The sequence below is a fragment of the Allotabrizicola aquatica (SeqCode) genome, assembly GCF_965194375.1.
Taxonomy (GTDB): domain Bacteria; phylum Pseudomonadota; class Alphaproteobacteria; order Rhodobacterales; family Rhodobacteraceae; genus Tabrizicola_A; species Tabrizicola_A aquatica.
This window is the reverse complement of record NZ_CBDAEL010000004.1, coordinates 67,571-91,542: the sequence shown is the minus strand read 5'-3', so window position 1 is coordinate 91,542 and position 23,972 is coordinate 67,571. Positions and strand designations below refer to the sequence as shown.

Below are 23,972 nucleotides of genomic sequence, written 5' to 3'. Positions count from 1 at the left end.
CCATCGCCTAATGGGCAATCGGGCGCGGAACAAGAGGCGCGCTGCCTTGTCGTGCGTTTGGCCACGGAATCGTCATTGAACCAACCGCCCCTGCATGATTGAACAGCCCCATGACATTGCGCGTATGGAGTTGCCATGTATCGTGTCTCACCCTTTGTTCGCCGGTTTGCTCAGGCTTTGCTGTCGGGCATGTTTCTGGCGACCTTGTGGGTGAATCTGGCACCGGCGAGCTATTACGACGCGCTGGAATGGCGGTTGATGGATCTTGATCTGCCCCGTTGGCTGGCGCCCTTGCCAGTGTCTTTGACCCCAATGCTGATTGTGTCGCACCTGATGATGCCGCTGTTCGTCGCCTTCATCGCCAAGGAGCTGTGGGAGGCCCTGGTGCTGTCGCGCGGTGCTATGGCGGGGCGGCAGGCGCTGGCACCCGTGGCAGGCATTCTGGGCGGGGCGATCGGGGCGGTGCTGGTCTGGATTACCATCTCGGCTCTGAGTGTCACCAACTACAGCGGCAGCTTTGCCCAAGGCTGGCAGGTTCCGGTCGGCGGCGATGTGGTGCTGGCCTATTTCGTGGCCCGCGCGGTGTTTGGTGCCGGGCATCCGGCGCTGCATGTCTCGCTGTTGCTGGCGATCGGGCTGGACATATTGGGCCTTCTGTTGACCGGGTTGACCGATCCCGAGGCGACGTGGCGGCTGGTTTGGCTGGCCCTCCCCGCCGTTGCGGTCATTTCGGTTTGGCGGCTTGTGGCGCGTGATCCCGGCCCAAACGCGGGTGAGGCGCGTCGTCGCCGGGCGATGGCGCTTTGGCCCTATGTGTTGGCGGGGCTGGTATCTTGGGTTGGGGTGGTGGCCTCGGGTCTGCCGCCAGAGTTGGGACTTTTGCCGGTGCTTGTCGTGATTCCCCATGCCGACCGGAGCTTTGGCGTCTTCGCTGAGGCTGAGGCCTTCCTGCACGATCCCCTCAACTAGTTTGCCCATCATCTGGTCAAACCGCTGGCGTTGGTTCTGTTCTGCTTTGGCCTCACGCGGGGCGGCATTGACCTTGGCGCCTTTGCGCCGACGACGCTTGTCTTGATCGCGGCGCTCTGGATCGGCAAACCCTTGGGCCTTTTGCTTGGGCTGGCACTGGCTACGCGGCTTTTCGGCGCGCGCCTTCCCGCAGCATTGACGCGGCGCGATGTCGTCTTGGTGGCGATGATCGCGGGCATGGGCTTTACCGTGCCAGCGTTGTCGCTGGAAAGCGCGTTGCCCGGCGGGTTGATGGCCGAAGCGGCACGGCTGGGGCTGGCGATCTCGCTCTTGGCAGGCCCCGCAGCGTTGGTGTTGTCGCGCCTGATGCACCGCTGAGCCGCGGAAAACCCGCTGCGCAACACTCTGCCCGCTCACGGCGTATTGTCTTCATTTCGCGAATAAAGCCATAATGTCGCCTGAAATGCCGACTATCAGCGGCATCTGTCGGCAGCTTAGTGGCATAAAGGCGCGAACCTGTCCTTAACCTTGGTTCACTACACTTTACCACAGGCCCGCGCGGCGGGATCGGGCACAGAGCAGGCGGATGATCGCATTCGAAGATGTCAGCAAGTCCTTCTGGACCGGAAAGACGCGCAAGGTCATTCTTGACCGGGCCAGTTTCCGGATCGACATCGGCAATTCGATGGGCATCCTTGCACGCAACGGCACGGGCAAGACCACAATCATCAACATGATGGCGGGGCTTGAAAAACCGGATGAGGGCAAAGTTCTGCGCACCTCGCGCATCTCGTTTCCCTTGGGTTTTATGGGCGGAATTCAAAACAAGCACAGCGCCACCGAAAACGCCCGCTATATCGCCCGGCTTTACAGCCTTGATCCCGATTACGTCGAAAGCTTCTGCCGCTGGCTCTGCGGGCTTGAGGAATACTTCGACATGCCGGTCGGCACCTATTCTTCGGGCATGCGCGCGCGGCTGTCCTTCGCGCTGATGCTGGCCTTGGAATTCGACATTTACCTGATCGACGAAGGCATGCCCGCCTCGACCGATGTCGAGTTCAACCGAAAGGCCGGTCAGGTGCTGCGCCAGCGGCTGAAGAATGCAACGGTTGTGGTGGTCTCGCACGCGCCGCAAACGCTGGAAAAATTCTGCCGCTCGGCGGCGGTGCTGCGCAATGGGCAGCTTTACATGTTCGACACTCTGGAAGAGGCGAAGCGGCTTTATGACTATGAAGCTCACAGTTAAACGGTTCCGCACCCGCCGGATCGAGTTGCCCCCGCCGCCGCCCCCGCGCCCGGCGAATACCGCGCGCGCCGGGGTTGGCGCCGCAGGACCGGGCGATGATGCCTTTATGCCCGGCCCCGATGCCGATGGCTTTGGCGCCAGCAACTTTGGCACGGCAGGCGGCCCGATGGCCCGCCCCGGCTCGCCCGAGGCGGCCCCAACTGAAATTGACGCGATCCGCCGCGAAGGACTGACAGGACGGCAATTGCGCATGGCGCGGCGGCTGGCCCAGCAGCATGGGTTGCCCGCCACCTCGGATTTTGACGCGGTGCGCCTGTTGCGCGCCCGTGGGATTGATCCGTTCCAGACCAATGCGGTTTTGGAGCTTGTGGGCGGCGGCGGGGCTGCGACGGGGGGCCAGCCTGGCTCGCGCGCGCTGACCGTCACGCCCGGCGGCGATGGCGTCCGCTTGCCGCAAACCATGAAGCCCGCCCAGCTTCCTTCGACCGAAACGCGCGCCGAGCAGGCACATCTGGCCGAGGTGATGAAAATCCAGCGCGACATGGCACGCCGCCGTCGCCGCAAATCGGTGCTGCTGTTTGCCCGGCTCTCGGTTTTCGTGCTGCTGCCCACGTTCCTTGCGGCGCTTTACTTCTATGCCATCGCCACGCCGATGTATGCCGCCAAGACCCAATTCGTGATCCAACAGGCCGAAAGCCCCAGCGCGGGCGGGATGGGGGGGCTGTTTTCCTCAACCCCGATGGCCACAGCGCAAGATTCGATTGCGGTGCAAGGTTATCTGCAAAGCCAAGTCGCCATGCAGCGGCTTGAGGCAGACAACGGCTTTCGTGAGCATTTCTCTTCTGATGAGATCGACGTGATCCAGCGCATCCCACCTGATGCCAGCGAAAGTGCGGTCTATAAGCTTTACAAGAAAATCATCCGCATCTCCTATGACCCAACCGAAGGGGTCGTCAAAATGGAGGTGACGGCGGCCGATCCGCAAAAGGCGGTGGAGTATTCCAACGCGCTGATCGGCTATGCCGAGGAGCAGGTCGACCAGATGACGCAGCGCCTGCGCGAAGATCAGATGAAAGGCGCGCGGAAAAGCTATGAAGACGCTGAGAAAAAGTACCAAGAGGCCAATATTCGGCTGGTGGAACTGCAAGAGCGATTCAAGATTCTGTCGTCCGAGGCTGAGATCGGCCTGATCACCAGCCAGATCGGCCAGCTGGAAACCCAATTGACCCAAGATCAGCTGTCCTTGGCCCAGATGGAGTCGAACCAGAACCCCAACAAGGCGCGGATGGACCCGCTGAAGCGCCGGATTGACACGTTGCAGGTCCAGATCGCCGAGTTGCGCGGCAAGTTGACCGATCAGGGTCAGGATGGGGTGTCGCTGGCGCAGGTGCAATCCGATCTCTTGGTGGCCCAAGCCGATGCCCAAACCCGGCAGCTTTTGCTGGCGCAATCCCTGCAAGCGATGGAAACGGCAAGGGTGGAAGCCAACCGCCAGACACGCTATCTGTCGGTGGCGGTGGCCCCGGTGGCCCCCGACGAGGCCGCCTATCCGCGCGCCTTTGAAAACACCTTGGTCGTCATGCTGATCTTTGCGGGCATCTATCTGATGGTTTCAATGACAGTGGCGATCCTGAGAGAACAGGTATCGGCGTAATGCAGATGAAAGACGTGAAGATCGGTGGGCTAACGGTTGGCAACGACCGCCCGCTGATGGTGATTGCAGGCCCCTGCCAGTTGGAAAGCCTTGATCACGCGCAGATGATTGCGGGCACCATGGCCGAAGCCTGCGCCAAGGCAGGCGCGCAATATGTGTTCAAGGCCAGCTACGACAAGGCCAATCGCACCAGCCTGAAGGGCAAGCGCGGCTTGGGTCTTGAGGGCGGCCTTAAGGTGCTTGAGGCGGTGCGCGCCATGGGCATGCCGGTTCTGACCGACATTCACGACGCCGATCAGGCGCGTGCGGCGGCCAAGGTGGTGGACATCATCCAGATCCCGGCCTTCCTCTGCCGCCAGACCGATCTTTTGCTGGCCGCGGGCGAGACGGGTGCGGTCATCAACATCAAGAAGGGCCAGTTTCTGGCGCCTGAAGGTATGGCGAATGTGGCCGAAAAGGTGGCCTCCACCGGCAATAACAAGATCCTCTTGACCGAGCGCGGGGTGTCCTTTGGCTATAACACGCTGGTGGCCGACATGCGCAGCCTGCCGATCATGGCGCGCACCGGCTATCCGGTGATTATGGATGCGACCCATTCGGTGCAGCAACCGGGCGGCAAGGGCGACAGTTCGGGCGGCCAGCGCGAATTTGCGCCCCTGATGGCGCGGTGTGCGGTGGCGGTCGGAATTGCCGGGGTGTTCATCGAGACGCATGAGGACCCGGACCGCGCGCCGTCAGATGGTCCGAACATGATCCACCTGCGCGACATGCCCGCGCTGATCGACAGTCTGATGGGCTTTGACCGGCTGGCCAAGGCGAACCCCCTGCGGGTATGACCCCGCATCCTCGTGCGCCTTCGGCTTCTCGTCGAGGGCGCGCGACGAGCGACGAAGTCGACGAGGAGCGCTGGGTCAGGCCACCTGCCCGGCCGCCCAGCCTGACGACCAAGCCCATTGAAAGTTATACCCGCCAAGCCAGCCGGTTACGTCAACGACCTCACCTACGAAGTAAAGCCCGGTCACGCCCTTGGCCTCCATCGTGCGTGCGTCCAGCGCGTCGGTGTCGACGCCGCCCAGCGTGACCTCCGCGGTGCGATAGCCCTCAGACCCCACCGGGCGCAACGGCCAGTCGCGCATCTGCCGGGCAACTTGGTCCAACACGACGTTGGACAAGGTGCCCAAGGGCGCCTCTAACCCCAGATCGGCCTCGATATGCCGTGCAAGCTTCTCCGGCACCAACCGCGCCAGATGGCTGCGCAAGAGCGCGCGGCCATTCTCTTGCTTGGCCCCGCGCAGGGCTGCCGCGACATCGACGCCTGGACAGAGGTCAAGCCCAATCGCCTGTCCTTCCCGCCAATAGCTGGAAATCTGCAAGATCGCCGGGCCCGACAGGCCGCGATGCGTGAAGAGAACCGCCTCATCAAACGCAACCCGGCCGCAACCCACCCGCGCGGGCAAGGCAACCCCGGCCAAAGGCGCCATCCAACTCAATTCCTGCTCTGCAAAGGTCAAAGGCACCAGCGCCGGGCGCGTTTCAACCAGCGGCAGACCAAAGCTTTCGGCCAGCTGATAGCCAAACCCCGTGGCCCCCATTTTGGGAATGGACTTGCCTCCGGTCGCGACAATCACCGACGCGGCGCGCACCGGCCCCCGCGCGGTTTCAACCGCAAAGCCCGTCCCCTCACGCCGCACTCCGCCCAAGGCGCAAGATAGCCAAAGCTCGCCCCCCGCCGCCGCAAGATCACCCGTCAAGAGTGCCACGACCTCTTTGGCAGACCCATCGCAAAAGAGCTGACCCAAGGTCTTTTCGTGCCACGCGATCCCCGCCGCATCCATCCGCGCGATGAAATCCCATTGGGTGTAGCGTTTCAGCGCCGACAGCGCAAAGCGCGGATTTTTCGACAAGAATCGGTCTGCCGCAATGCCAAGGTTGGTAAAGTTGCACCGCCCGCCACCGGAGATGCGGATCTTCTCTCCCGCCCGCGCGGCATGATCGACGACCAGCACCCGACGCCCACGCCGAGCGGCCTCGATGCCCGCCATAAGGCCCGCAGCCCCTGCGCCCAGTACGATGACATCCACCTGTTTCATAGCCTTCGCATAGCCGCGAAACCGCGCTCAGGCAACCATGCCCCGCCACGGCCCAACCTCCCGATGTTTTTGCGAAATCCCTCTTGCACCCCCCAAAACCCTTCGCTAAACACCGCGGCACGGTTGGGGCGTCGCCAAGTGGTAAGGCATCGGTTTTTGGTACCGACATACCTAGGTTCGAATCCTAGCGCCCCAGCCAACCTTTCCCCACAGCGCAGATGATAGGGACGGACATGGGCCTCAGATCGCTTGCATTGGTTAGCCTCATTGGCCTCGCGGCCTGTGGCGGTGGCGGCAGCGCCTCGATGCAGCTTTACCCGCTGCAGGGGCCGATTGCGGCAGATGATCCAACGCTGGTGATCGAAGCCAAGGCGAAAAACACCGAAGGCACCTCAGGCCCTCTGACCTTCCGCCTGCCCGGCAAGGTCAAATGTGAAGGCACCTGGTCATCCTTGACCCCGCGCACCGTGTCCAACACCGCCGGAATGTCCCTGACCTTGCGCAAGACGGGCGGTGAGTTGGGGGCCAAAACGGAAACCGTCGCGGGCGTCAACACCGGTGAGATCTACGCTGTCTGTGCCGATGGTACCCGCGTTCAGGGCACTTTTGTGATTGGCTCGGGCACGGCGAGTGGGTCTGGCAATGCGACGGACACCAATGGAAATGTGTATAAGCTCCTGTTCTAAGGAGACTTTACGCTATAGCCCAAGGGAAGATCCGGCATGGCCCTTGGGCTGGCGATCGCCGATTTCCTTACATCGCTCTGTGGAAGTCAGCGCCCTCACCGTTCGCATGCGTTGAACTTTGGCCCAAAGACAGGCATGAAGCCCACGACGGGACCGACGGTGAGTGGGACGGGACCAACGAGAAAGGGACTCGAAATGGCGTGGATGATCTGGATCGGGGCAGCCCTGACATTGCTGGGCGTGGCGGGTCTTGTGTATTGCGTCATCATCGCAGTGCGCGCGAAGAAAGCCCAACTTCCCGATGAGCAGATGCGCGCGGTTCTGCATCGGGCTGTGATCTTGAACATGGCCGCCCTTGCAGTGTCTGGCCTTGGCCTGATGTGCGTGGTTTTTGGGGTGATGCTGGCGTAATTGCACCGCTCTTAACCGCGGTTCAGATCGCTTAACCGCTGGCCCTGTGCGATCAGCCTGTCGATAATCGCCGATGGGGCAAACAGTTGCGCATGGGTCTGGGCGCGCGTTCGCAGATCGGCGCGCAGGGCCATCAGACCAATAAGGTCCGCCTGAAACATCGGCCCGCCCTGCCAGCGCGGCATCAGGCGAGAGAGAAGCGCCGCCGCATCAATATCGCTGGGCCGCAGCGCGTTCTTTTCCTCCAAAAGGCGCAGCCCCTCGGACATCAGCGCGGCGCGACAGAACTCGACAATCCCTTCAGCCTCGGTGTCTGGATGCGCCTTTATATCCCCTGCCACCTTAGGTCGCAGCGCCGCCATGCCTTGCGCGGCCAGCGCGGACAGAACCTGCGCCCGCGTCGTGCCCTCGGCCTCCAGAACCGCGACCGCACGCGACAGCGCCAAGCGCAGCCGCTGATCCATTGCCGCGCCCTTCCCTTGCAGCAAAAGCTTCCACCCCAGCCGCCGGGCAAGTGTCACCGCCGCGATCTGCGGCTCAACGGCGGCATCGGGGGTGATCGCAAGCATGGCCAGCGCGCCAACGGCAAGGCCAGGGTGCAAGACCACGGGGCCCAAGCCACCCAAGGCCAGCGCTGGGCCGGGCAAGCGGGCCATGCGTGGCGCATCCGGGGTGACCAGCACCAGATCCGTCGGCGCCTCGGCCTCAGTGGGTAAAACCGCAACCAGCCGCGCCCAGTCAGCTTCGCGCGCGGTGGCGCTTAGACGGCCTTCGGCCACCATCGCTTCTTGACGGGCCGCGACATGCTGCAGCGCTGCCGCAAGCGCTGCCCGGTCTGGCCCAATCAAACGCAGCGCAAGCCCGGCACTCAGGGCCTGCAAGACAACCTCAGGCACCAGCCCGCCCGTTCCCAGCAACGTCACCCGCGCGAGGGCGGGAGGATCACCGGACGCCTCAGGGGTTGCCAACGCCGTAGGCAACGCCAGCGCACGGCGCTCGGCCACAAAGGCATGACGCAGCGCCGAGGCTTCGGGGCTTTCAGCCATCGCTTCGCTTTGGGCCGCCTCAAAGGCAAGGCCCTGCGCGGCGGGCAGCAAAAGCGCCGCCTCGACACAGTCCACAACGGCATGGGGCGCTGGCAGCGCCGTCCCGGCAAGCCGCTTGCGCGCCTCAGTGACGGCAGACTGATAGGCGACCGGGTCACGCAGACCGTCACGCCGTGCAAGACTGGGCGTCATGGGCAGTTGTGAAAGCTTTGCCGCCAAAGCCTCGGCGCGCGCAAGCGGGCCCGCAGCCTCCTCGACGACGTCATCGACGACATCATCGACAAGGCCCATCGCCAAAGCTTCACCCGCGCTTAGGCCTGTGCCTTCGAGCAGCATGTGCAATGAGACAGGCGCGCCGACCAACCGGGCGAGCCGCTGGCCACCCCCCGCCACCGGCAAAAGCCCAAGCGCAATTTCCGGAAACCCCAACCGAGCAGCAGCATGCGCCACGCGACCATGGCACGCCAGCGCCAGTTCCAAGCTGCCACCCAGCACATTGCCCTGAAGCGCGACCACCACGGGTTTGGTCATCGCCTCGATCTGGGTCACCACCGGGTGAAGTGGCCCATTGTCCACCAGCCCCAAGTCACGCGCCTCGATCCCGGCTGAGAACTGCGGCCCTTCGGCGGCCAAGACCACGGCCCGCACAGAAGGATCCGCCTCGGCCTTGGTAAAAGCGGCCGACAGCGCGGCGAGAAGCGGGCGGCTTAAGGCATTCAACGGCGGGTGAGCCAACCACAGCAGGCACAGGGCCCCGCGCTGCTCTTGCGCAATCAACCGCTCCTCAGCCGCCATAGCTTACCCCTGAACCACAACCCGAGGCCCGCACGAAAAACTGTAAGGCCCTTAAGCGCAGTATTAAGCAAGCTGGCAGCCCAAAAGGCAATCCCGCGACGGGCCACACCCGACCGGATAAGCGGCGCAAGGCGTAAGGCTACACCGGCATGTTGTCGAAATCCGCCTCGATCTCGGCGTCAGTCCGGCCCTCAACACCGGCCTGCGGCTCTGCGCCCACAAGCCCCGGAATCACATGGCTCAACGCTTCCATTTCGGCAGCCAAGATCTTCAGACCCATCACTTGGCCCGCCAAGGCCACCTCTGTCATCTCGCCCATCAGTTGGGCCACCTGTGCTGTGGGTGTTGCATCACTTTGTTTCGATGGCTTTCGTGTCATCTTAGCCTCCTCTATGTCATCGGCTGTCGTTCGCCACCCCTATCCGCCTTGGACCGGTTCGCGGTCCGTGGCTTAGCCCGCACAGCGCCGGCAAAAGGGGGTATGCGGCAAAAGATCCAAGCGTTCTTCGCCGATCTCGGCCCCGCACTTGGTGCAAGTGCCATACTCACCCACCTCAATCCGCTGCAGTGCCGCCGAGATCTGGCGCAGCTCCAACTGGCCTGCCGAGCCCAGATCCTCCAGCACCTCTTCGGCCTCGCGTTCGGTCGCGATATCCTCCCAATCGGGTGATGTATGACTGTCCAACTCATCCTCGATGCGATGCAGGCGCGCCTGCAGTTCGGACAGACGGGCCTCAAGCTGGCTCTTACGCTGAGAAAGTGAAATCATGCCAATTCTCCTGTCACGACAAGAAGCCTAGTCCGTCGCACGGAGCTCCGCCTTGATGCACGTCAACACGCCCGGCCCATGTCGCATGTTTCTCATATTCATATCTTGAAATGTAATTGCTTTCGGCCTAGCTTAGCTACAAGCAACCGAACGCGGAGCGCGCCATGACCCCCAAGGTTCACGCCTTTTTCGACGAGGCCACCAACACCATCACCTATGTTGTGCAAGAGCCCGAAGGCCGAGCCTGCGCGGTGATCGATTCCGTTTTGGATTTCGACTACGCCTCTGGGCGCACCGACACCCGGTCGGCCGATGCCGTGATCGCGTTCATCCGCGAAAATGATTTGCGGCTGGAATGGGTGTTGGAAACCCATGTCCACGCCGACCATCTCTCCGCCGCGCCCTATATCCAAGAGGCGCTGGGCGGCAAGATCGGGATCGGCGAGCGGATCACCGTGGTGCAGGACACCTTTGGCAAGATCTTCAACGAAGGCACTCGGTTCCAGCGGGACGGCAGCCAGTTCGACCAGCTGTTTTCCCAAGGCGACAGCCTGATGATCGGGCAGATGCGGGCCGAGGTCTTGCACACGCCCGGCCACACGCCCGCCTGCCTAACCTATGTCATCGGGGACGCAGCATTCGTGGGCGATACGCTGTTCATGCCCGATTTCGGCACCGCACGCTGCGATTTTCCGGGCGGTTCGGCCGAGACCCTGTGGGACTCGATCCAAAAGCTCCTCACCCTGCCCGAGGAGACCCGCATTTTCGTCGGCCATGATTACAAGGCCGAGGGGCGCGACAAATATGCGTGGGAAACCACTGTTGGCGCGCAAAAGGCGCTGAACAAACATGTGGGCGCGGGCAAGTCGCGCGATGAGTTTATCTCGATGCGCAAGACACGCGATGCCAGCCTTGCCATGCCACGGCTCATCATCCCGTCCTTGCAGGTCAACATGCGCGCCGGACAAATGCCCGAGCCCGATGACAACGGCGTCAGCTATCTGAAAGTGCCCGTCAACGGCCTGTGATCGCGCTTTTGGGCGCCCGGTCTGTGGGCATGGTCCTTGGTCGCGGGCTGCGCTAAAACACCCACAATCGGAATGGGGGAACAGGCGATGATTCCAAGTGATTGGATCTGGGGGGCAATCGGCGGTCTGATGATCGGCGGGGCGGCGGCGATGTATTTGCTGGTCAATGGCCGGATCATGGGGGCTTCGGGCATCCTTGGCGGGCTGGTTGATGGCACCGGGCGCAGCACCATGATGGAGCGGCTGGCTTTCTTGTTCGGCGCGCTGGTTGTGCCGCCGCTGTTGGTACCGCTGTACACCAGCGTGGACACACAGATCACCACCAACCCCGTTATCATCATCGCTGCAGGGCTGCTTGTTGGCATCGGCACCCGGCTGGCCAATGGCTGCACCTCGGGGCACGGCGTGTGCGGGATTTCGCGGCTGGCCCCGCGCGGGCTTGCCTCGACCGGGCTTTACCTTCTGGGCGGCGCCGTCACCGTTTTGGTGTTCCGCCACGGGCTGGAGTTGATCTGATGGCGAACAAAACCCTCAAACTTCCCACCGAACCGCGCGATCTGGTGGCTTTTCTGGCCGGTGGCCTTTTTGGCTCGGGCCTTTTGGTGTCGGGCATGATCGACACCCGCAAGGTGCAGGGCTGGCTTGACTTCTTCGGCGACTGGGATCCGACCTTGGCCTTTGTGCTGGGGGGCGCGGTCTTGCCGATGCTCTTTGTCTGGCGCATCGCCGAGCGGCGCGGCGTCTCGCTTTTGGGCACACCCATCCCAGACCGCACCCCAGCCAAGTTGGACCGGGCGCTGATCACAGGATCCTTGATGTTCGGTGCGGGCTGGGGCCTTGCCGGGCTATGCCCCGGCCCGGCGCTCGCCTCCTTCGCCGTTGGCGGCTGGGGCGGTGCCCTCTTTCTCCTCGCCATGGTCTCGGGTATGGTCATAGCTCCGGTGGTGGCCGGTTGGCTCTCGTCCCGCACCGCCTCTTGACCGCAGCACGCCCTGACCGATGAAGCCAAGGAGATTGCCATGACGCTTGATCTTCGCAGCCTGACCCCCGACTACGCCGTGGCCCCACAGATTGAGCCTGAGGATCTGGCCGCGATCAAGGCGGCTGGCTTTGTGTTGGTGATCGACAATCGCCCCGATGGGGAAATTGGCGGCGATCTGTGGGCCGACAGCATGGCCATCGCGGCCGAGGCGGCGGGCCTGCGCTTTGTGGTAAACCCAGTTTATCCCGGCGAATTCACCCCCGATCTTGTCGCCCGCCAGCGCGAGGCGGTCGAGGCTGCGGGCGGGCCAGTTCTGGCCTATTGCGCCTCGGGCAACCGCTCCACCGTGGTGTGGGAATTGATGAACGCGGGCCAGATTCCGACCGATGACATGCTGACCATCGCCGCCCGGAACGGCTACAACCACGAACCGCTGCGCGCCTTGATTGAGGCTTTTGCCCGTCAAAGTTAAGCTTTGTCACGGCTCGCCAAGACCTGACCTTGATGCTGCATGAGCCAAATGTAGCCGCCAGACAGTCAGTTGGTCCTTTTGCGCGCCGCTCCTCTGGCCGGTCTAAGCACTTTGCCGCACCGCCGGTACCTGATCTGTAGAATCAGTCGCCCCGGAACAACTCTCAGCTAAGGCGCCAGAGGGTGTCAGCACAGCAGGATCGGCCATCGGCGCAGATCCACGCCCGACGTTGACCCCAACTGTCAACCGTACGGCCCGCAAGCCCCGGTTCTGACCAAGCCGCCCCTCAGCCATCTTGCGCCCGTCCAACCCTTCAAGGCTGATCTTGTCCAGCGCCGCTGCGTTCAGCACCAGCTGATCTCCGACGGAAAAACCAACCACCCGCGACAAGGGCAGCGACAGCCGCGTCAGCACCGCCTCAAGCCGGACCTCCGCGCCAGACAACTGTTCAGCCAGCTCTTCGGCAAAGCGACGCTCTGCCGCCACCGTGTCAGAAATCGCGCCCGCCGCCTTGCTTCGCGGCTTGCGCCCACGCCCTTCGGCCGGAAGGGCCAAGACCACCCTGCCCCGGCGCGCGCCAAGCGAAAGATCCACCTCAACTGTCACCAGACGATAAGCGACATCTTCAAGCATCAGGCCCAACGGCCGCGGATCCTCTAGAAACGAGGCATAGCGCCAGCCCCCGGCCCATGTCAGATCGGCCTCTTCGGCAAGCCCGGCCTCCAAATCGATAAGTGCGGCATCGATCATTGGGGCCAGCATCGCCGCATCGGTGCGGGTGGGCTTGCGCGCGGCAGCGGCGGTTTGCGCCACGCGACCGATGGTCAACACCTCCACCATCGCCTGAAACACCTCGGGCGACAGAGCGAGCATTCCAAGCCCATCGCCAGGCCCCTCCAGCACCGCAACAAGCGCGCGGTCGGGCGGCACCTCCAACACCTCGGCCAAACCGACACGGGCCTGTGCCAGCATGGTCACCTCAAGCGGGGCCTTCAACTGGTCACGCGCCGCGCGCGCCAAGGCCAGACGCCAGCCGCGATCAGCGCCCGGCCCGCCCTCGGCCATCTCGCCGCGGGCCGCCGTCACCTTGCGCCGGATCACCCCCTCTGACACCATGCCCTCCGCAGCTTTCCAAGACCCAGACCTGCCACAAACAGGTTGCCAAAGGCTTTACGCGCCTTTGCCTTCGCCCGAGACGGCCCCCGCTGCGGGTTTTTCCAGCCGCAAGGGCAGCATCACGCGAAACGCCGCCCCGCGCTGGCCGGGAAGATAGGTGATCGATCCGCCAAGATTGGTCATGATCTCGCGCACGATGGCCAGCCCGAGCCCCGCGCCCCCGGCGCGCATCTGATCGGTCAGGCGGGCAAACTTTTCGAAGATAATCCGCTGCGACTCCTTGGGAATTCCCTTCCCATTGTCGATAAAGTCGACCGTGATCCGCCCACCCTTTTGCCGCACCGCAATGCGCAACACACCCGGATCGGCATCGCAATACTTGCGCGCGTTGGAGATCAGGTTGATGAACACCTGCACCAAACGGTCGGGGTCGGTCAGAAGGTGTATCTCCTCGGCCACCGGATCGCGGATAATCTCAAAGCGGCGCTCGGGCCGGGTTTGGCTGGCCGCCTGCACCGCCCGGTCGATCATTCCGCCCAGATGGACTAGATCGAGGTTCAGCTGCACCGACCCGTTTTCCAACACCGACAGGTCCAGCAGATCATCCAAAAGCCGCGTGAGGCGCAGCGCCTCAGAGTGGATGATCCGGCCGGAATCTTGCACCGTCTGCGGCGGGATATCGCCCTCGGTTAGGATTTCTGAGAAGGCCCGGATCGAGGTCATCGGCGTACGTAGCTCATGGCTGATCTGGCTGAGAAACGCGTCTTTCTGCACCGAAAGCTGGGTGAGCTTTTCGTTCACCTCGCGCAATTGCCGCGCGGCGCGCGACAGCTCGTCTTGCTTGGCCTCGAGCTTAGCCGAGTACTCCATGATCTGCGCGGTCTCATTGGCCACTGCCATCAGATCTTCCACCGTCACCGTGGCACGGCCAAAAAGCTGGCTGATCATCGCATGCGCTGTTGCGGCCCCGACAGACCCTGCCAGCCGCCGCTCCGCCTCAGCCAAGAACTCGGGCGTCAGGTCGGGCAAGAAGCCCTCTTTGCCCTGTGCGCGGGCTTGGGCCTCAAAGAAGGTCAGCGCCTCTTCGCCCAAGATCCGCTGCGCCAGCGCCAAAAGCGCCTCTGGCTCGGCCTGACCATGGCTCCAACCCAGCCGTTCAGCCTGCGCCTCACGGTCAAAGGCGTTGACAAAGGCCACCCCCTGAATGCGCTCCACCGGGTCGGGGAAGGTCACCAGCGACACCAGAGCGAAGGTGGTCGCGTTCAACGCCAAAGACCAGAACACTGAATGGACCAAGGGATCCATCCCTTCGGTGCCAAAGAGCGCCCTTGGACGCAACCAGTCCAACCCAAACAGCCCTTCGGCAAAAACCTGCGTCGAAAGAACCGCCCCTTCGCCGAAAGACGGCAGGAACAGCGTAAAGGCCCAAACGACGAAGCCCACGATCAGCCCGGTCAGCGCCCCGGCCTGGGTGGCCCCACGCCAGAAGATACCCCCCAAAAGGGCTGGCAGAAACTGCGCCATCCCGACAAAGGCGATCAGCCCGATGGCGGCCAAGGCCGCCGAGCCGCCTGAGATGCGGTAATAGAGAAAGCCAAGCGCCAAGACCCCGACAATCGCCAAGCGCCGGGTCAGCAAGACCCCCGCGCGCAGATTGCCCGACATCGCCGCATCGGGGCGCAGGCGCAGCCAAAGCGGCATGACGACGTTGTTGGAAATCATCGTGGCCAAGGCAATGGTTTCGACGATCACCATTGAAGTGGCACTGGAAAACCCGCCCAAGAACGCCAGCATCGCCAAAGCGCCCTGCCCCTCAGACAAAGGTAAGGTCAAGACCAGCATGTCCGGATTGGCCTCGGCCGGCATGCGTTCCAACCCGACGACGGCGATGGGCAGGATGAACAGGCTCATCGCAAAGAGGTAGAGGGGGAAAGCCCACGAGGCGCGCGCGAGATGCGCCTCGTCAACGTTTTCGACCACCATGACCTGAAACATGCGCGGCAGGCTGATCACCGCGGCTGCAGAGACGGCGATCAAGGCCAGCCAGCGGTCGGGCTGCATTTGCCATCCCTCGGCCTCGACCGCCGCGATCTTGTCGATCACCGCCCCGATCCCGCCGGCGAGCCCCCAAACGACAAAGATCCCGACGGCGAGCAAGGCCACCAGCTTGACCACCGCCTCAACGGCAATCGCCGTCACAATGCCGTGGTGCTGTTCTTTGGCGTCCAGATTGCGGGTGCCGAACAAAATGGTGAAGAGCGCCAGCCCTGCCGCGACCCACAGGGCAATGTCCTCATGGCCGGGCAAAAGCCACGCCTCTGGCGTGTCTTGCGCAAAGACCGAAAATGACAGCGTCATCGATTGCAATTGCAGCGCGATATAGGGCGTTGTCGCCACCACCGCGATCAGGGTGACCACCACGCCAAGAATGTTCGATTTGCCAAAGCGGCTGGAGATCAGATCGGCAATCGAGGTGACGCGCTGTTGCCGACCAATCCGCACCAGTTTGCGCAAGACCAGCCACCAGCCGACGAACACCAGCGTTGGGCCAAGATAGATCGTCAGATACTCGATGCCAGAGCGCGCCGCATAGCCGACCGCGCCGTAAAACGTCCAAGCGGTGCAATAGATCGACAGCGAGAGCGTGTAGATCACGGGCGAGCGCAAGAACCCCAGCCGCCCCTGCGCGGCCCGCCGTTCGACGACAAAGGCCACCGAAAACAGGAAAATCACATAAATCAGGCAGGAGAGGACCAAAACGTTAAACGGCATCTCAGCGCGGGTCCTCGGCGCTGCGCTGGGCAGGCGTGGGCATGTCGGCGGGGCCGTCAGACTCTTGGTCGCCCTCGGTCGCAGAGAGGCCAGGGGCCAGCACGGCGGCCGCCGCGATCAGAACAGCCCAAAGGACGAATAGATATATCGCATCGCGCACATCGCCCGATGTGTCGCGCCCAAGTGCTGGCAACAGCATCAGCAACAGCCCCAGCACCGGCAACAACCGCGCAGCATCGCGCAACCTGCGTCGCCGATAGACCGCACGGGCCAGAAACAGCGGACCGCCGGGCATCGGATCAGCCCTCCATCAAGGCACGCACCTGCGCACGCATTTCAGCATTGGAAAACGGTTTGGACATAAAGGCAGACACCCCAGCCCGCTCGGCCGCTTCGCGGTCACGCCCCTGCCCCTTGGCCGTGAGCATCAGCACCCGCAGCGCCTCAGTCGCGGGATCGGCGCGCAGTGAGGAGAGAATCTCCAACCCACTCATCCCCGGCAGCATCAGATCTAGAATCACGAGATCGGGTTTCACATCGGCCACGCGCGGCAGCGCCTGCGCACCGTTCTCCTCGACCGTCACCTCCCAGCCGTCCCGCGACAGGATAAAGCGGATCGCCTCGGCGATGTTCGGCTCATCTTCAATGAGCAGCACGCGCCCGGACATCGTCCCCTCCCCGCCTTGCTGTCACGACCCTGTGACTATCGGAGGAAAACGCGGCGCTGTCAAAATGTCTTAGGGGAAAGCGCCGCCTTTGTTGCCCATCTCAGCCGCGCAAGATGGATGGCTCGCGCCGGGCCGGACAGTCGGCCCGCGGACAGATGCGGCAGGTCGAACCGACCTCGAGCGCCACCTCCGCACCTGCAGGCTCAGGCTGCAACAGCATGGCGGCCTCGCGCAGCTCCGGACCGCGAAAGCCACCGGGAAAGCGGGTCTGGCAAAAGGCACGGGCCCGAAAGCGCGCGCCTTGCGGGCCGGGCAGCGCGATCACGGCCTCGACCGGGGTTTCGGGCCGGGTCAGCGCGGTGAAGAGCGGCCAAAGTGGACAGGCCGCCCCAAAGCGCGGCGAGGAAAACCCCGCCGCCGTCTTGCGTAAGGTCAAAGTCCCCGACCCATCGCAGAGCAACAGCCCCAGACCCGAACCGGGCCGGAGCGCGATGCGGCGAAAGGCTGCCAGCACGGGAACGCCAAACGCCCCCGCCAGCGCCAGCGGGTCTGGGCCCAACCGGGCCAACGCCTTGGCAAAGGCCGGATCAGGCATCGCCGCCAAATCCGCCGCAAGCTGCGTCTGCAACGCCAGCGCCAATGACCGCCCCGCGCCAGAGGCCAAATGCGTCGACTGGGCCAAATCCTGCCCCATATCCAGCTGCCAATCGCAGGCCTCGGCCCAAGCCTCCACCTCCTCTTGGGGTGAGGCGATGGAGTGTTCCTGTCCGGGCCCCGCGGCGTCCAGATAGGCCACAAGCGCCTCGGCGCCCAAGGCCAGACGCTCACTGTCAGCATGCAGGTTTTGGTGGAACCGCTGCCGCCAAGCAGGGTCGATATCGTCGGTGTCCGCCAAAATCGCCGCCGTGGTACGCACCGAGGAGACCGCCGACAGCACCTCATGCAGGCTGGCTGACAGGTGCGGATCATGCGCCATGCGGTCGCTTAACACCTCTACCACCCGGCCAAGCGCATGGCTGCGGTCGTGCAATTCGCCCAAGGTGGCGGCCCAGCCGGGAAAACGGCCGACCAATTCATCCAGCCGGTCCACCTCAGCCCCCGCCCCCGGCACCGCCGCTGCCGCCGCGCGTAAGGCGTCGAGGCGCCCTTCGGCATGGCTTTCCTGCAGACTGTCCAAACTGACATCAAGTGCTGCGGCAAGCCGCGTCAGCAAATCCTCGGCAATGCGACGGCGATTGTGCTCAATCAGGTTCAGATAGCTGGCCGAAATCCCGACCTCAGCCGCCAAATCGGCCTGCCGCAACCCCAAGGCCTGCCTACGTTCACGCAGACGGCTTCCGGTCAGGGCGGACAGGGCCATATCATCTCCATTGGTTTGTAAAGATATTTACAAACCCAAGGACAAAGCGCAAGCGCCACCCTCCCTGCCACCAACGACAAGACCAAATAGAGTTTGGCCCTACAGATCGCCTCCGAACGCGGTCACCAAAGAAAAAGGGCGCGAGGTTTCCCCCGCGCCCCCTTATGTGCCGTCAAGCCGTTGTTACTGCAGCGCCTTGTCGGTGATCGCATGGGTCCAAGCGCCCGACGGTGCGGCGGTGATAACCGGGTCCGAACCGCCCGACATCAGAGCCGCGACAGTGCGGTCATAGTCAGCCGGGTCCAAAGCGCCGTTCGAACCAGCGGTCAGCTTGGCGATCTCGCCCATCATGCGCTTTTGATGCGCTTCGGTCTGCGCGCCGGTTGCATCGTTCTCCAGAACGATCATCGCCGCTTCATCCGGATTGGCCTCAGCCTCTTTCCAGCCCTTCATGGATGCGCGCACAAAGCGCACCATCTTGTCCTCAAACGCCGGGTCGGCCAGATTGGCTTCCATGACATAGAGACCGTCTTCCAGCGTCGCCACACCCTCATCTTCATACTTGAAGGTGATCAGATCGTCCGGGCTCACACCCGCATCAATCACCTGCCAGTATTCGTTGTAGGTCATGGTCGACACGCAAGCCGCCTGCTTTTGCAACAGCGGATCGACGTTGAAGCCCTGCTTCAGAACCGTCACATCGGTGCCGTCGGTCTTGAGGCCCAGCTTATTCATCCAGTTCAGGAACGGGTATTCATTGCCGCCGAACCAAACGCCAAGGGTCTTGCCCTTGAAGTCTGCCGGGCTGGTGATGCCCGATTCTTTCAAGCAGGTCAGCATCATGCCCGAGGACTTGAACGGCTGGGCGATGTTGACCAGCGCCAGACCCTTTTCGCGCGCGGCCAAGGCCGACGGCATCCAGTCAACAACCACATCGGCACCGCCGCCAGCGATCACCTGGGTCGGGGCCACATCGGGGCCGCCGGGCAGAATGGTGACATTCAGGCCCTCTGCCTCATAAAACCCTTTGGCCGCGGCCACGTAATAGCCCGCGAACTGGGACTGCGTGACCCATTTCAGCTGCAGCGTCACGTCGTCGGCAGCCTGCGCGCCCGTGGCAAATGCCATGAACAGCGCCGAAGTCAGTAGCTTTTTCATTCCAAACCTCCGTGTTGCGACCCCATTTGCCGGGGCCATTGTTAAGTCCGTTGTGACGGGTGCCAAAAGGTCACCCGCTTTTCGATCATCGCGACAAGCCCATAGAAGGCCGAACCAGCAATGGCTGCCACGACAATTTCTGCCCAGATCATGTCCAGCGCAAGCTGTCCGATGCTGGCGTTGATCCGAAATCCCATGCCCAAGGTCGGGCTGCCGAAAAACTCGGCAACGATGGCCCCAATCAAGGCCAACGTCGAGGCAATCTTCAAGCCATTGAACACAAACGGCATCGCCGCAGGCAAGCGCAGCTTCAGCAGGGTTTGCGTGTAGCTGGCCGAATAGGTTGCCATCAGATCGCGCTGCATCGCGTCCGAGGCTTTCAGCCCGGCAATCGTGTTCACCAGCATCGGGAAGAACACCATCACCACCACCACGGCCGCCTTCGACTGCCAGTCGAACCCGAACCACATCACCATGATCGGCGCAATGCCGACAATCGGCAAAGCGGCCACGAAATTGCCCACCGGCAAAAGGCCGCGCTGCAAGAAGGGGCTGCGGTCAATCACAATCGCCGTGGCAAAGGCCGCAGCACAGCCAATCAGATAGCCCGACAAGGCCCCTTTCACCGCCGTCTGCACGAAATCGCCCCACAGGATCGGCAGGCTCTCGGCAAAGCGCACCGCCACGGCCGAAGGCGGCGGCAAGATCACCGGCGAGACGTTCAGCCCCCGCACCAACCCTTCCCACAGGATCAAGATGGTCAGGCCGAAAATCACCGGCACCGCCAGCTTGCCGCCTTGTGTCCGCGCCAAGGGCGAGGCTGCAAGGCGGCTGTTCACCCACCAGCCAAGCGCCCAAGCGCCCAAGGCCACCAGAACCCAGCTCATCGCGCCATCCCCATGCGTTTCAAGGTGCCCCGCTCCACCATGCCGATCAGCATGACCATGCCCGCCGCCACCACGGCCGCGGCAAACAATGCGGCCCAGATTTGCACTGTCTGGCCATAATAGCTGCCCGACAACAGCCGCGCCCCAAGGCCGGCCACCGCACCCGTCGGCAACTCACCCACGATCGCCCCTACCAAACTGGCCGCCATACCCACCTTCAAGCTGGTGAAGAGATAAGGCATCGACGAGGGCAGGCGCAGCTTCCAGAACACTTCAGACCGGCTGGCGAAATAGGTCTGCAACAGGTCCAGCTGCATCTGATCGGGGCTGCGCAAGCCCTTAACCATCCCCACCACGACCGGGAAGAACGACAGATAGGCCGAAATGATCGCCTTCGGCACCAGCCCCTGCAGGCCCACCGAGTTCAAAACCACGATGATCATCGGCGCAATCGCCAGGATCGGAATCGTCTGGCTCGCAATCGCCCAAGGCATCACGCTCATATCCATGGCGCGGTTGTGGATGATGCCGACGGCCAGCAAAATGCCCATGGCCGTGCCCATCGCAAAGCCCAACAACGTGGCCGAGAGGGTGATCCAGCCGTGATAGACCAATGACCGCTTCGACGTCGGCGCCATGCCAAAGGTGGACTTGACCAATTCCGTCACCACCTGATGCGGCGCGGGCAAAACCGGCCGCTCTTGATTCCACGTCTCGACAACCAGCGCCATGCCCGTCGCGGGCTCCACCCCGGCCCGCGCAGCCTGATCGTAGATCCACGCGCGGTTCAACCCGACGGCCGCCGCGTACCAGATCACCACAATGGCCAAAACAACCGTCAGAACCGGAACAACATGTCTCATGCCCCTGCCCCCTTCGGCCAAGCGATCATTGCCACCGCCACGATCCCCAAGGCAAGACCCGCCCATTGCAAAGGCGCCAGCCGCTCACCAAAGGCGACAGTCGCCAAAAGCGTGATCGCCACCATCTGGAAGATCGACGAGAGCACAATCGCCACCCCCAGCCCCTCGCCGCGCATCACCTGCACCATCAGCGTATTGCCGATGCAAAACAGGACCAATGCCCCGATCAGCACCCACACCGCCGCGCCGCCGGCATAGATCTTTAGCCCGGAATTCGCCGCCATGAACACAAGGGTCGCGGCGAGCAGCCAACCATAGGTCGCACTCATCTGACTGCCCCTTTCAACTTGGCCAAAATACTCTCGGGGGGAGGCCGAAGGCCGTGGGGGGCAGACAGCCCCCCGGCGCGGGTAATCATGGGCGCAAGCTCACTCATCGGAATGCCCCGCCCGCAAGCCCTCACGCACCCGGTGGGCAATCTCGATGAACTCCTTGCTGTCGCGGATGTCCAAGGGGCGCTCTTTCGGCAAGGGGCTATCGATCACATCGGTGATCCGGCCCGGACGCGGGCTCATCACCACGATCTTGGTCGAGAGATACACCGCCTCAGGGATCGAATGGGTCACAAACCCAATCGTCTTGCCGGTGCGCGCCCAAAGCTTCAGCACCTCTTCGTTCAACCGGTCCCGCACAATCTCATCGAGCGCGCCGAAGGGTTCATCCATCAACAGAATATCGGCATCAAAGGCCAAAGCCCGGGCAATCGAGGCGCGCTGCTGCATCCCGCCCGACAACTGCCAAGGGAATTTCTTGCCAAAGCCCGTAAGCTCCACCAATTCCAACACCCGCGCCACCCGCGCCTCTTGCTCGGCGCGGTCAAAGCCCATGATCTCCAGCGGCAGCCGGATATTGCCGGCAATCGTGCGCCACGGATAAAGCCCTGCTGCCTGAAACACATAGCCATAGGCGCGCTTCTGCCGCGCCTCATCCGGGGTCATGCCGTTCACCGTCAGCGTGCCGCCGGTCGGATGTTCAAGTGCGGCGACGGCGCGCAGAAAGGTGGTCTTGCCACAGCCCGACGGGCCGATGAAGCTGACAAAATCCCCCTTGTTGATGGTCAGGTTCACGTCCTTCAGCGCATGCACCGGGCCGTCATTGGTGTGAAACACCAAATTGAGGTCTTTCGCCTCGATCACCGGTCCAGCTTGGGCTGTGCCCTGTGTCTGCCTGTCCATCACGCACCTGATCCTTCACATTTTCGTTGGCCAGCGGTGCCATCCTTGCACCCGCCCGCCCCTATTCCCATCTCGTCGCAAACAGGAGGACCGCCATGCTGATCCCGCTTGCCCCCACCACGCTTGCTTTCGCCCCCGGCCCCGAAGACCTTGAAGAAAGCTATTTCGGCGCGCCTGAGATCGCCTATGCCTTCACACCACTGCCGCACGACGACGAGGAAAGCGAACAGGGAGAGCCCTGAGCCCGCCTTTCCCGTCCTTGGCCCATGAAGGCCCAAGCTGTCGCACAGAGCCGCCATCACACCCCCGTGGCCGACATGCCCGACCGCGTCACAGGGCGCGGGGCCGTCAGGTCTTTCCACTGGCTCAACGCGCGGTTCACCGCCGGACGCGGCGCGCGGGCCACAAACTGGCCATGGCCTTCCTTCGGCACCACCTTGCCATCGTCAATGCCCACCCGACCCCGGCTCAGGGTAAAGCGCGGCAGGCCGGTGACCTTCTGGCCTTCAAACACGTTGTAATCGATCGCCGATTGCTGGGCGCTGGCCGTGATGGTCTTTTCCTTTTTCGGGTCCCAAACCACCAGATCGGCATCAGCCCCAACCAGAACTGCACCCTTTTTCGGATAGCAATTCAATATCTTGGCGATGTTCGTTGATGTGACGGCCACAAACTCGTTCGGCGTCAGACGCCCGGTGTTCACCCCATGCGTCCACAGCATCGGCATCCGGTCCTCAAGCCCGCCTGTCCCGTTCGGGATCTGGGCGAAGGACTTCAACCCGAACCGCTTTTGCTCAGTGGTGAAGGCGCAGTGATCGGTGGCCACCACTGACAACGACCCCGACTGCAAGCCCGCCCAAAGGCTGTCTTGATGCTGCTTGTTGCGGAAGGGTGGCGACATCACGCGCCGTGCGGCATGGTCCCAATCGGGGTGGAAATACTCGGATTCGTCCAAGGTCAGGTGCTGGATCAAAGGCTCACCCCAAACCCGCTTGCCCGCCGCCCGCGCCCGGCGAATGGCCTCATGCGCCTCCTCGCAAGAGGTATGCACGACATACAAGGGCACCCCCGCCATATCGGCGATCATGATCGCGCGGTTCGTGGCCTCGCCCTCAACCTGTGGCGGGCGCGAATAGGCGTGGCCTTCGGGGCCGGTGTTGCCCTCGGCAATCAGCTTGGCGGTCAGTTCAGCCACCACATCGCCGTTCTCTGCATGGACCATGGCCAGACCGCCAAGGTCACCAACCCGTTTGAAGGATTGATACATTTCATCATCGTTGACCATCAACGCGCCCTTATAGGCCATGAAATGCTTGAACGAGGTCATGCCCGCCTTGACCGCGTCCTCCATATCCTCCCACACCTTCTGGCCCCACCAGGTCACGGCCATATGATAAGAGTAATCGCAATGCGCCCGGCCCGATTTGTTGTGCCACATCTGGGCGGCATCCATCAGCCCCTGACCCTGCCCCGGCAGCACGAAATCCACCACCATCGTGGTGCCGCCCGACATGGCGGCCCGCGTGCCGGATTCGAAATCGTCGGAGGAATAGGTGCCCATGAAGGGCATTTCCAAATGCGTATGCGGATCGATCCCGCCCGGCATCACATAGCAACCGGTGGCATCCAGCACCTTGTCGCCCTTCAAACCCTTGCCGATTTCGGTGATGACACCGCCTTCGATCTTTACATCCGCTTCATAGGAAAGATCGGCCGTCACGACAGTGCCGTTCTTGATAACCGTGCTGGACATCGCAGTCTCCCT

25 protein-coding genes, 1 tRNA gene and 1 pseudogene are annotated in these 23,972 nt (G+C 62.9%); 12 read left to right on the top strand and 15 right to left on the bottom strand.

Annotated features, from left to right (window positions below; all coding sequences use genetic code 11):
- The first annotated feature begins 135 nt into the window (after positions 1–135).
- The 4 genes and pseudogenes from AC72UB_RS07455 (at position 136) to kdsA (ending at position 4,705) form a co-directional block, all read left to right on the top strand.
- Positions 136–1,347, top strand: a pseudogene (locus AC72UB_RS07455) (Na+/H+ antiporter NhaA).
- Positions 1,348–1,555: 208 nt separating this feature from the next.
- The gene (locus AC72UB_RS07450; RefSeq protein WP_463291459.1) at positions 1,556–2,215 is read left to right on the top strand and encodes an ABC transporter ATP-binding protein; all 660 of its coding nucleotides are present in this window, start codon (positions 1,556–1,558) and stop codon (positions 2,213–2,215) included.
- Entirely contained in the window at positions 2,199–3,869 is a 1,671-nt protein-coding gene (locus AC72UB_RS07445) for a KpsE/RkpR family capsule polysaccharide export protein (protein WP_505189207.1), read from the top strand. The genes AC72UB_RS07450 and AC72UB_RS07445 overlap by 17 nt, the downstream gene beginning before the upstream one ends.
- Before the next feature lie 5 nt (positions 3,870–3,874).
- Positions 3,875–4,705 carry a 3-deoxy-8-phosphooctulonate synthase gene (gene kdsA, locus AC72UB_RS07440; protein WP_505189206.1) on the top strand — a complete coding sequence of 277 codons (831 nt, stop codon included), beginning with the start codon at positions 3,875–3,877 and terminating at the stop codon, positions 4,703–4,705.
- Between the two features lie 75 nt (positions 4,706–4,780).
- Here the strand turns inward: kdsA and AC72UB_RS07435 are convergent, their stop codons facing one another.
- Entirely contained in the window at positions 4,781–5,959 is a 1,179-nt protein-coding gene (locus tag AC72UB_RS07435; protein ID WP_505189205.1) for a BaiN/RdsA family NAD(P)/FAD-dependent oxidoreductase, read from the bottom strand.
- Between the two features lie 124 nt (positions 5,960–6,083).
- On the opposite strand from AC72UB_RS07435, the gene AC72UB_RS07430 reads away from it, so the two are divergent.
- The 3 genes from AC72UB_RS07430 to AC72UB_RS07420 all read left to right on the top strand — a co-directional run bounded on the left by AC72UB_RS07430 (position 6,084) and on the right by AC72UB_RS07420 (position 7,056).
- Positions 6,084–6,158 (top strand) — tRNA-Gln (locus tag AC72UB_RS07430).
- Positions 6,159–6,192: 34 nt separating this feature from the next.
- Positions 6,193–6,645 (top strand): hypothetical protein, encoded by a 453-nt coding sequence (locus AC72UB_RS07425; protein ID WP_505189204.1) that lies wholly within the window; start codon positions 6,193–6,195, stop codon positions 6,643–6,645.
- Positions 6,646–6,840: 195 nt separating this feature from the next.
- Complete coding sequence (locus AC72UB_RS07420; RefSeq protein ID WP_463291454.1) at positions 6,841–7,056, top strand: hypothetical protein; 216 nt, start codon at positions 6,841–6,843, stop codon at positions 7,054–7,056.
- Positions 7,057–7,067: 11 nt separating this feature from the next.
- On the opposite strand, the gene AC72UB_RS07415 is transcribed toward AC72UB_RS07420, so the two are convergent.
- The 3 genes from AC72UB_RS07415 to AC72UB_RS07405 form a co-directional block, all read right to left on the bottom strand.
- Positions 7,068–8,897 (bottom strand): enoyl-CoA hydratase/isomerase family protein, encoded by a 1,830-nt coding sequence (locus tag AC72UB_RS07415; protein ID WP_505189203.1) that lies wholly within the window; start codon positions 8,895–8,897, stop codon positions 7,068–7,070.
- Between the two features lie 139 nt (positions 8,898–9,036).
- On the bottom strand, positions 9,037–9,276 hold the full coding sequence (locus tag AC72UB_RS07410) for a hypothetical protein (protein ID WP_505189202.1): 240 nt from the start codon (positions 9,274–9,276) through the stop codon (positions 9,037–9,039).
- Positions 9,277–9,348: 72 nt separating this feature from the next.
- Positions 9,349–9,666: a TraR/DksA family transcriptional regulator gene (locus AC72UB_RS07405; RefSeq protein WP_463291451.1), complete on the bottom strand. Its 318-nt coding sequence runs from the start codon at positions 9,664–9,666 to the stop codon at positions 9,349–9,351.
- Between the two features lie 164 nt (positions 9,667–9,830).
- On the opposite strand from AC72UB_RS07405, the gene AC72UB_RS07400 reads away from it, so the two are divergent.
- From AC72UB_RS07400 to AC72UB_RS07385, 4 genes are all read left to right on the top strand, one after another.
- Complete coding sequence (locus AC72UB_RS07400; RefSeq protein ID WP_505189201.1) at positions 9,831–10,694, top strand: MBL fold metallo-hydrolase; 864 nt, start codon at positions 9,831–9,833, stop codon at positions 10,692–10,694.
- Positions 10,695–10,784: 90 nt separating this feature from the next.
- The gene (locus AC72UB_RS07395; protein WP_505189356.1) at positions 10,785–11,210 is read left to right on the top strand and encodes a YeeE/YedE family protein; all 426 of its coding nucleotides are present in this window, start codon (positions 10,785–10,787) and stop codon (positions 11,208–11,210) included.
- On the top strand, positions 11,210–11,674 hold the full coding sequence (locus tag AC72UB_RS07390) for a DUF6691 family protein (protein WP_463291449.1): 465 nt from the start codon (positions 11,210–11,212) through the stop codon (positions 11,672–11,674). The genes AC72UB_RS07395 and AC72UB_RS07390 overlap by 1 nt, the downstream gene beginning before the upstream one ends.
- Positions 11,675–11,713: 39 nt before the next feature.
- Positions 11,714–12,148, top strand: coding sequence for a protein tyrosine phosphatase family protein (locus tag AC72UB_RS07385; protein WP_505189200.1), 435 nt, complete (start codon positions 11,714–11,716; stop codon positions 12,146–12,148).
- Between the two features lie 102 nt (positions 12,149–12,250).
- On the opposite strand, the gene AC72UB_RS07380 is transcribed toward AC72UB_RS07385, so the two are convergent.
- The 10 genes from AC72UB_RS07380 to AC72UB_RS07335 all read right to left on the bottom strand — a co-directional run bounded on the left by AC72UB_RS07380 (position 12,251) and on the right by AC72UB_RS07335 (position 22,207).
- Positions 12,251–13,264 (bottom strand): FliM/FliN family flagellar motor switch protein, encoded by a 1,014-nt coding sequence (locus AC72UB_RS07380; protein WP_505189199.1) that lies wholly within the window; start codon positions 13,262–13,264, stop codon positions 12,251–12,253.
- Between the two features lie 54 nt (positions 13,265–13,318).
- Positions 13,319–16,036, bottom strand: coding sequence for an ATP-binding protein (locus AC72UB_RS07375; protein WP_505189198.1), 2,718 nt, complete (start codon positions 16,034–16,036; stop codon positions 13,319–13,321).
- A 1-nt stretch (position 16,037) separates the two neighbouring features.
- Positions 16,038–16,331, bottom strand: coding sequence for a hypothetical protein (locus AC72UB_RS07370; RefSeq protein ID WP_505189197.1), 294 nt, complete (start codon positions 16,329–16,331; stop codon positions 16,038–16,040).
- A 4-nt stretch (positions 16,332–16,335) separates the two neighbouring features.
- On the bottom strand, positions 16,336–16,704 hold the full coding sequence (locus AC72UB_RS07365; RefSeq protein ID WP_463290260.1) for a response regulator transcription factor: 369 nt from the start codon (positions 16,702–16,704) through the stop codon (positions 16,336–16,338).
- Positions 16,705–16,804: 100 nt separating this feature from the next.
- Positions 16,805–18,064: a helix-turn-helix domain-containing protein gene (locus tag AC72UB_RS07360; protein ID WP_505189196.1), complete on the bottom strand. Its 1,260-nt coding sequence runs from the start codon at positions 18,062–18,064 to the stop codon at positions 16,805–16,807.
- 183 nt (positions 18,065–18,247) lie between these two features.
- A complete protein-coding gene (locus tag AC72UB_RS07355; RefSeq protein WP_505189195.1) occupies positions 18,248–19,222 on the bottom strand; it encodes an ABC transporter substrate-binding protein in 975 nt (324 codons plus the stop codon).
- A gap of 41 nt (positions 19,223–19,263) precedes the next feature.
- On the bottom strand, positions 19,264–20,109 hold the full coding sequence (locus tag AC72UB_RS07350) for an ABC transporter permease (protein ID WP_505189194.1): 846 nt from the start codon (positions 20,107–20,109) through the stop codon (positions 19,264–19,266).
- Entirely contained in the window at positions 20,106–20,972 is an 867-nt protein-coding gene (locus AC72UB_RS07345) for an ABC transporter permease (protein WP_463290264.1), read from the bottom strand. The genes AC72UB_RS07350 and AC72UB_RS07345 overlap by 4 nt, the downstream gene beginning before the upstream one ends.
- A complete protein-coding gene (locus tag AC72UB_RS07340) occupies positions 20,969–21,301 on the bottom strand; it encodes an SMR family transporter (RefSeq protein WP_463290265.1) in 333 nt (110 codons plus the stop codon). The genes AC72UB_RS07345 and AC72UB_RS07340 overlap by 4 nt, the downstream gene beginning before the upstream one ends.
- A gap of 99 nt (positions 21,302–21,400) precedes the next feature.
- Positions 21,401–22,207 carry an ABC transporter ATP-binding protein gene (locus AC72UB_RS07335; protein ID WP_463290266.1) on the bottom strand — a complete coding sequence of 269 codons (807 nt, stop codon included), beginning with the start codon at positions 22,205–22,207 and terminating at the stop codon, positions 21,401–21,403.
- Between the two features lie 95 nt (positions 22,208–22,302).
- Between AC72UB_RS07335 and AC72UB_RS07330 the strand changes: the two genes are divergently transcribed.
- The gene (locus AC72UB_RS07330; RefSeq protein WP_463290267.1) at positions 22,303–22,449 is read left to right on the top strand and encodes a hypothetical protein; all 147 of its coding nucleotides are present in this window, start codon (positions 22,303–22,305) and stop codon (positions 22,447–22,449) included.
- A gap of 56 nt (positions 22,450–22,505) precedes the next feature.
- Here AC72UB_RS07330 and hydA read toward each other — a convergent pair whose 3' ends face one another.
- Positions 22,506–23,960, bottom strand: a complete 1,455-nt coding sequence (gene hydA / locus AC72UB_RS07325; protein ID WP_505189193.1) for a dihydropyrimidinase — start codon at positions 23,958–23,960, stop codon at positions 22,506–22,508.
- Positions 23,961–23,972 lie beyond the last annotated feature (12 nt).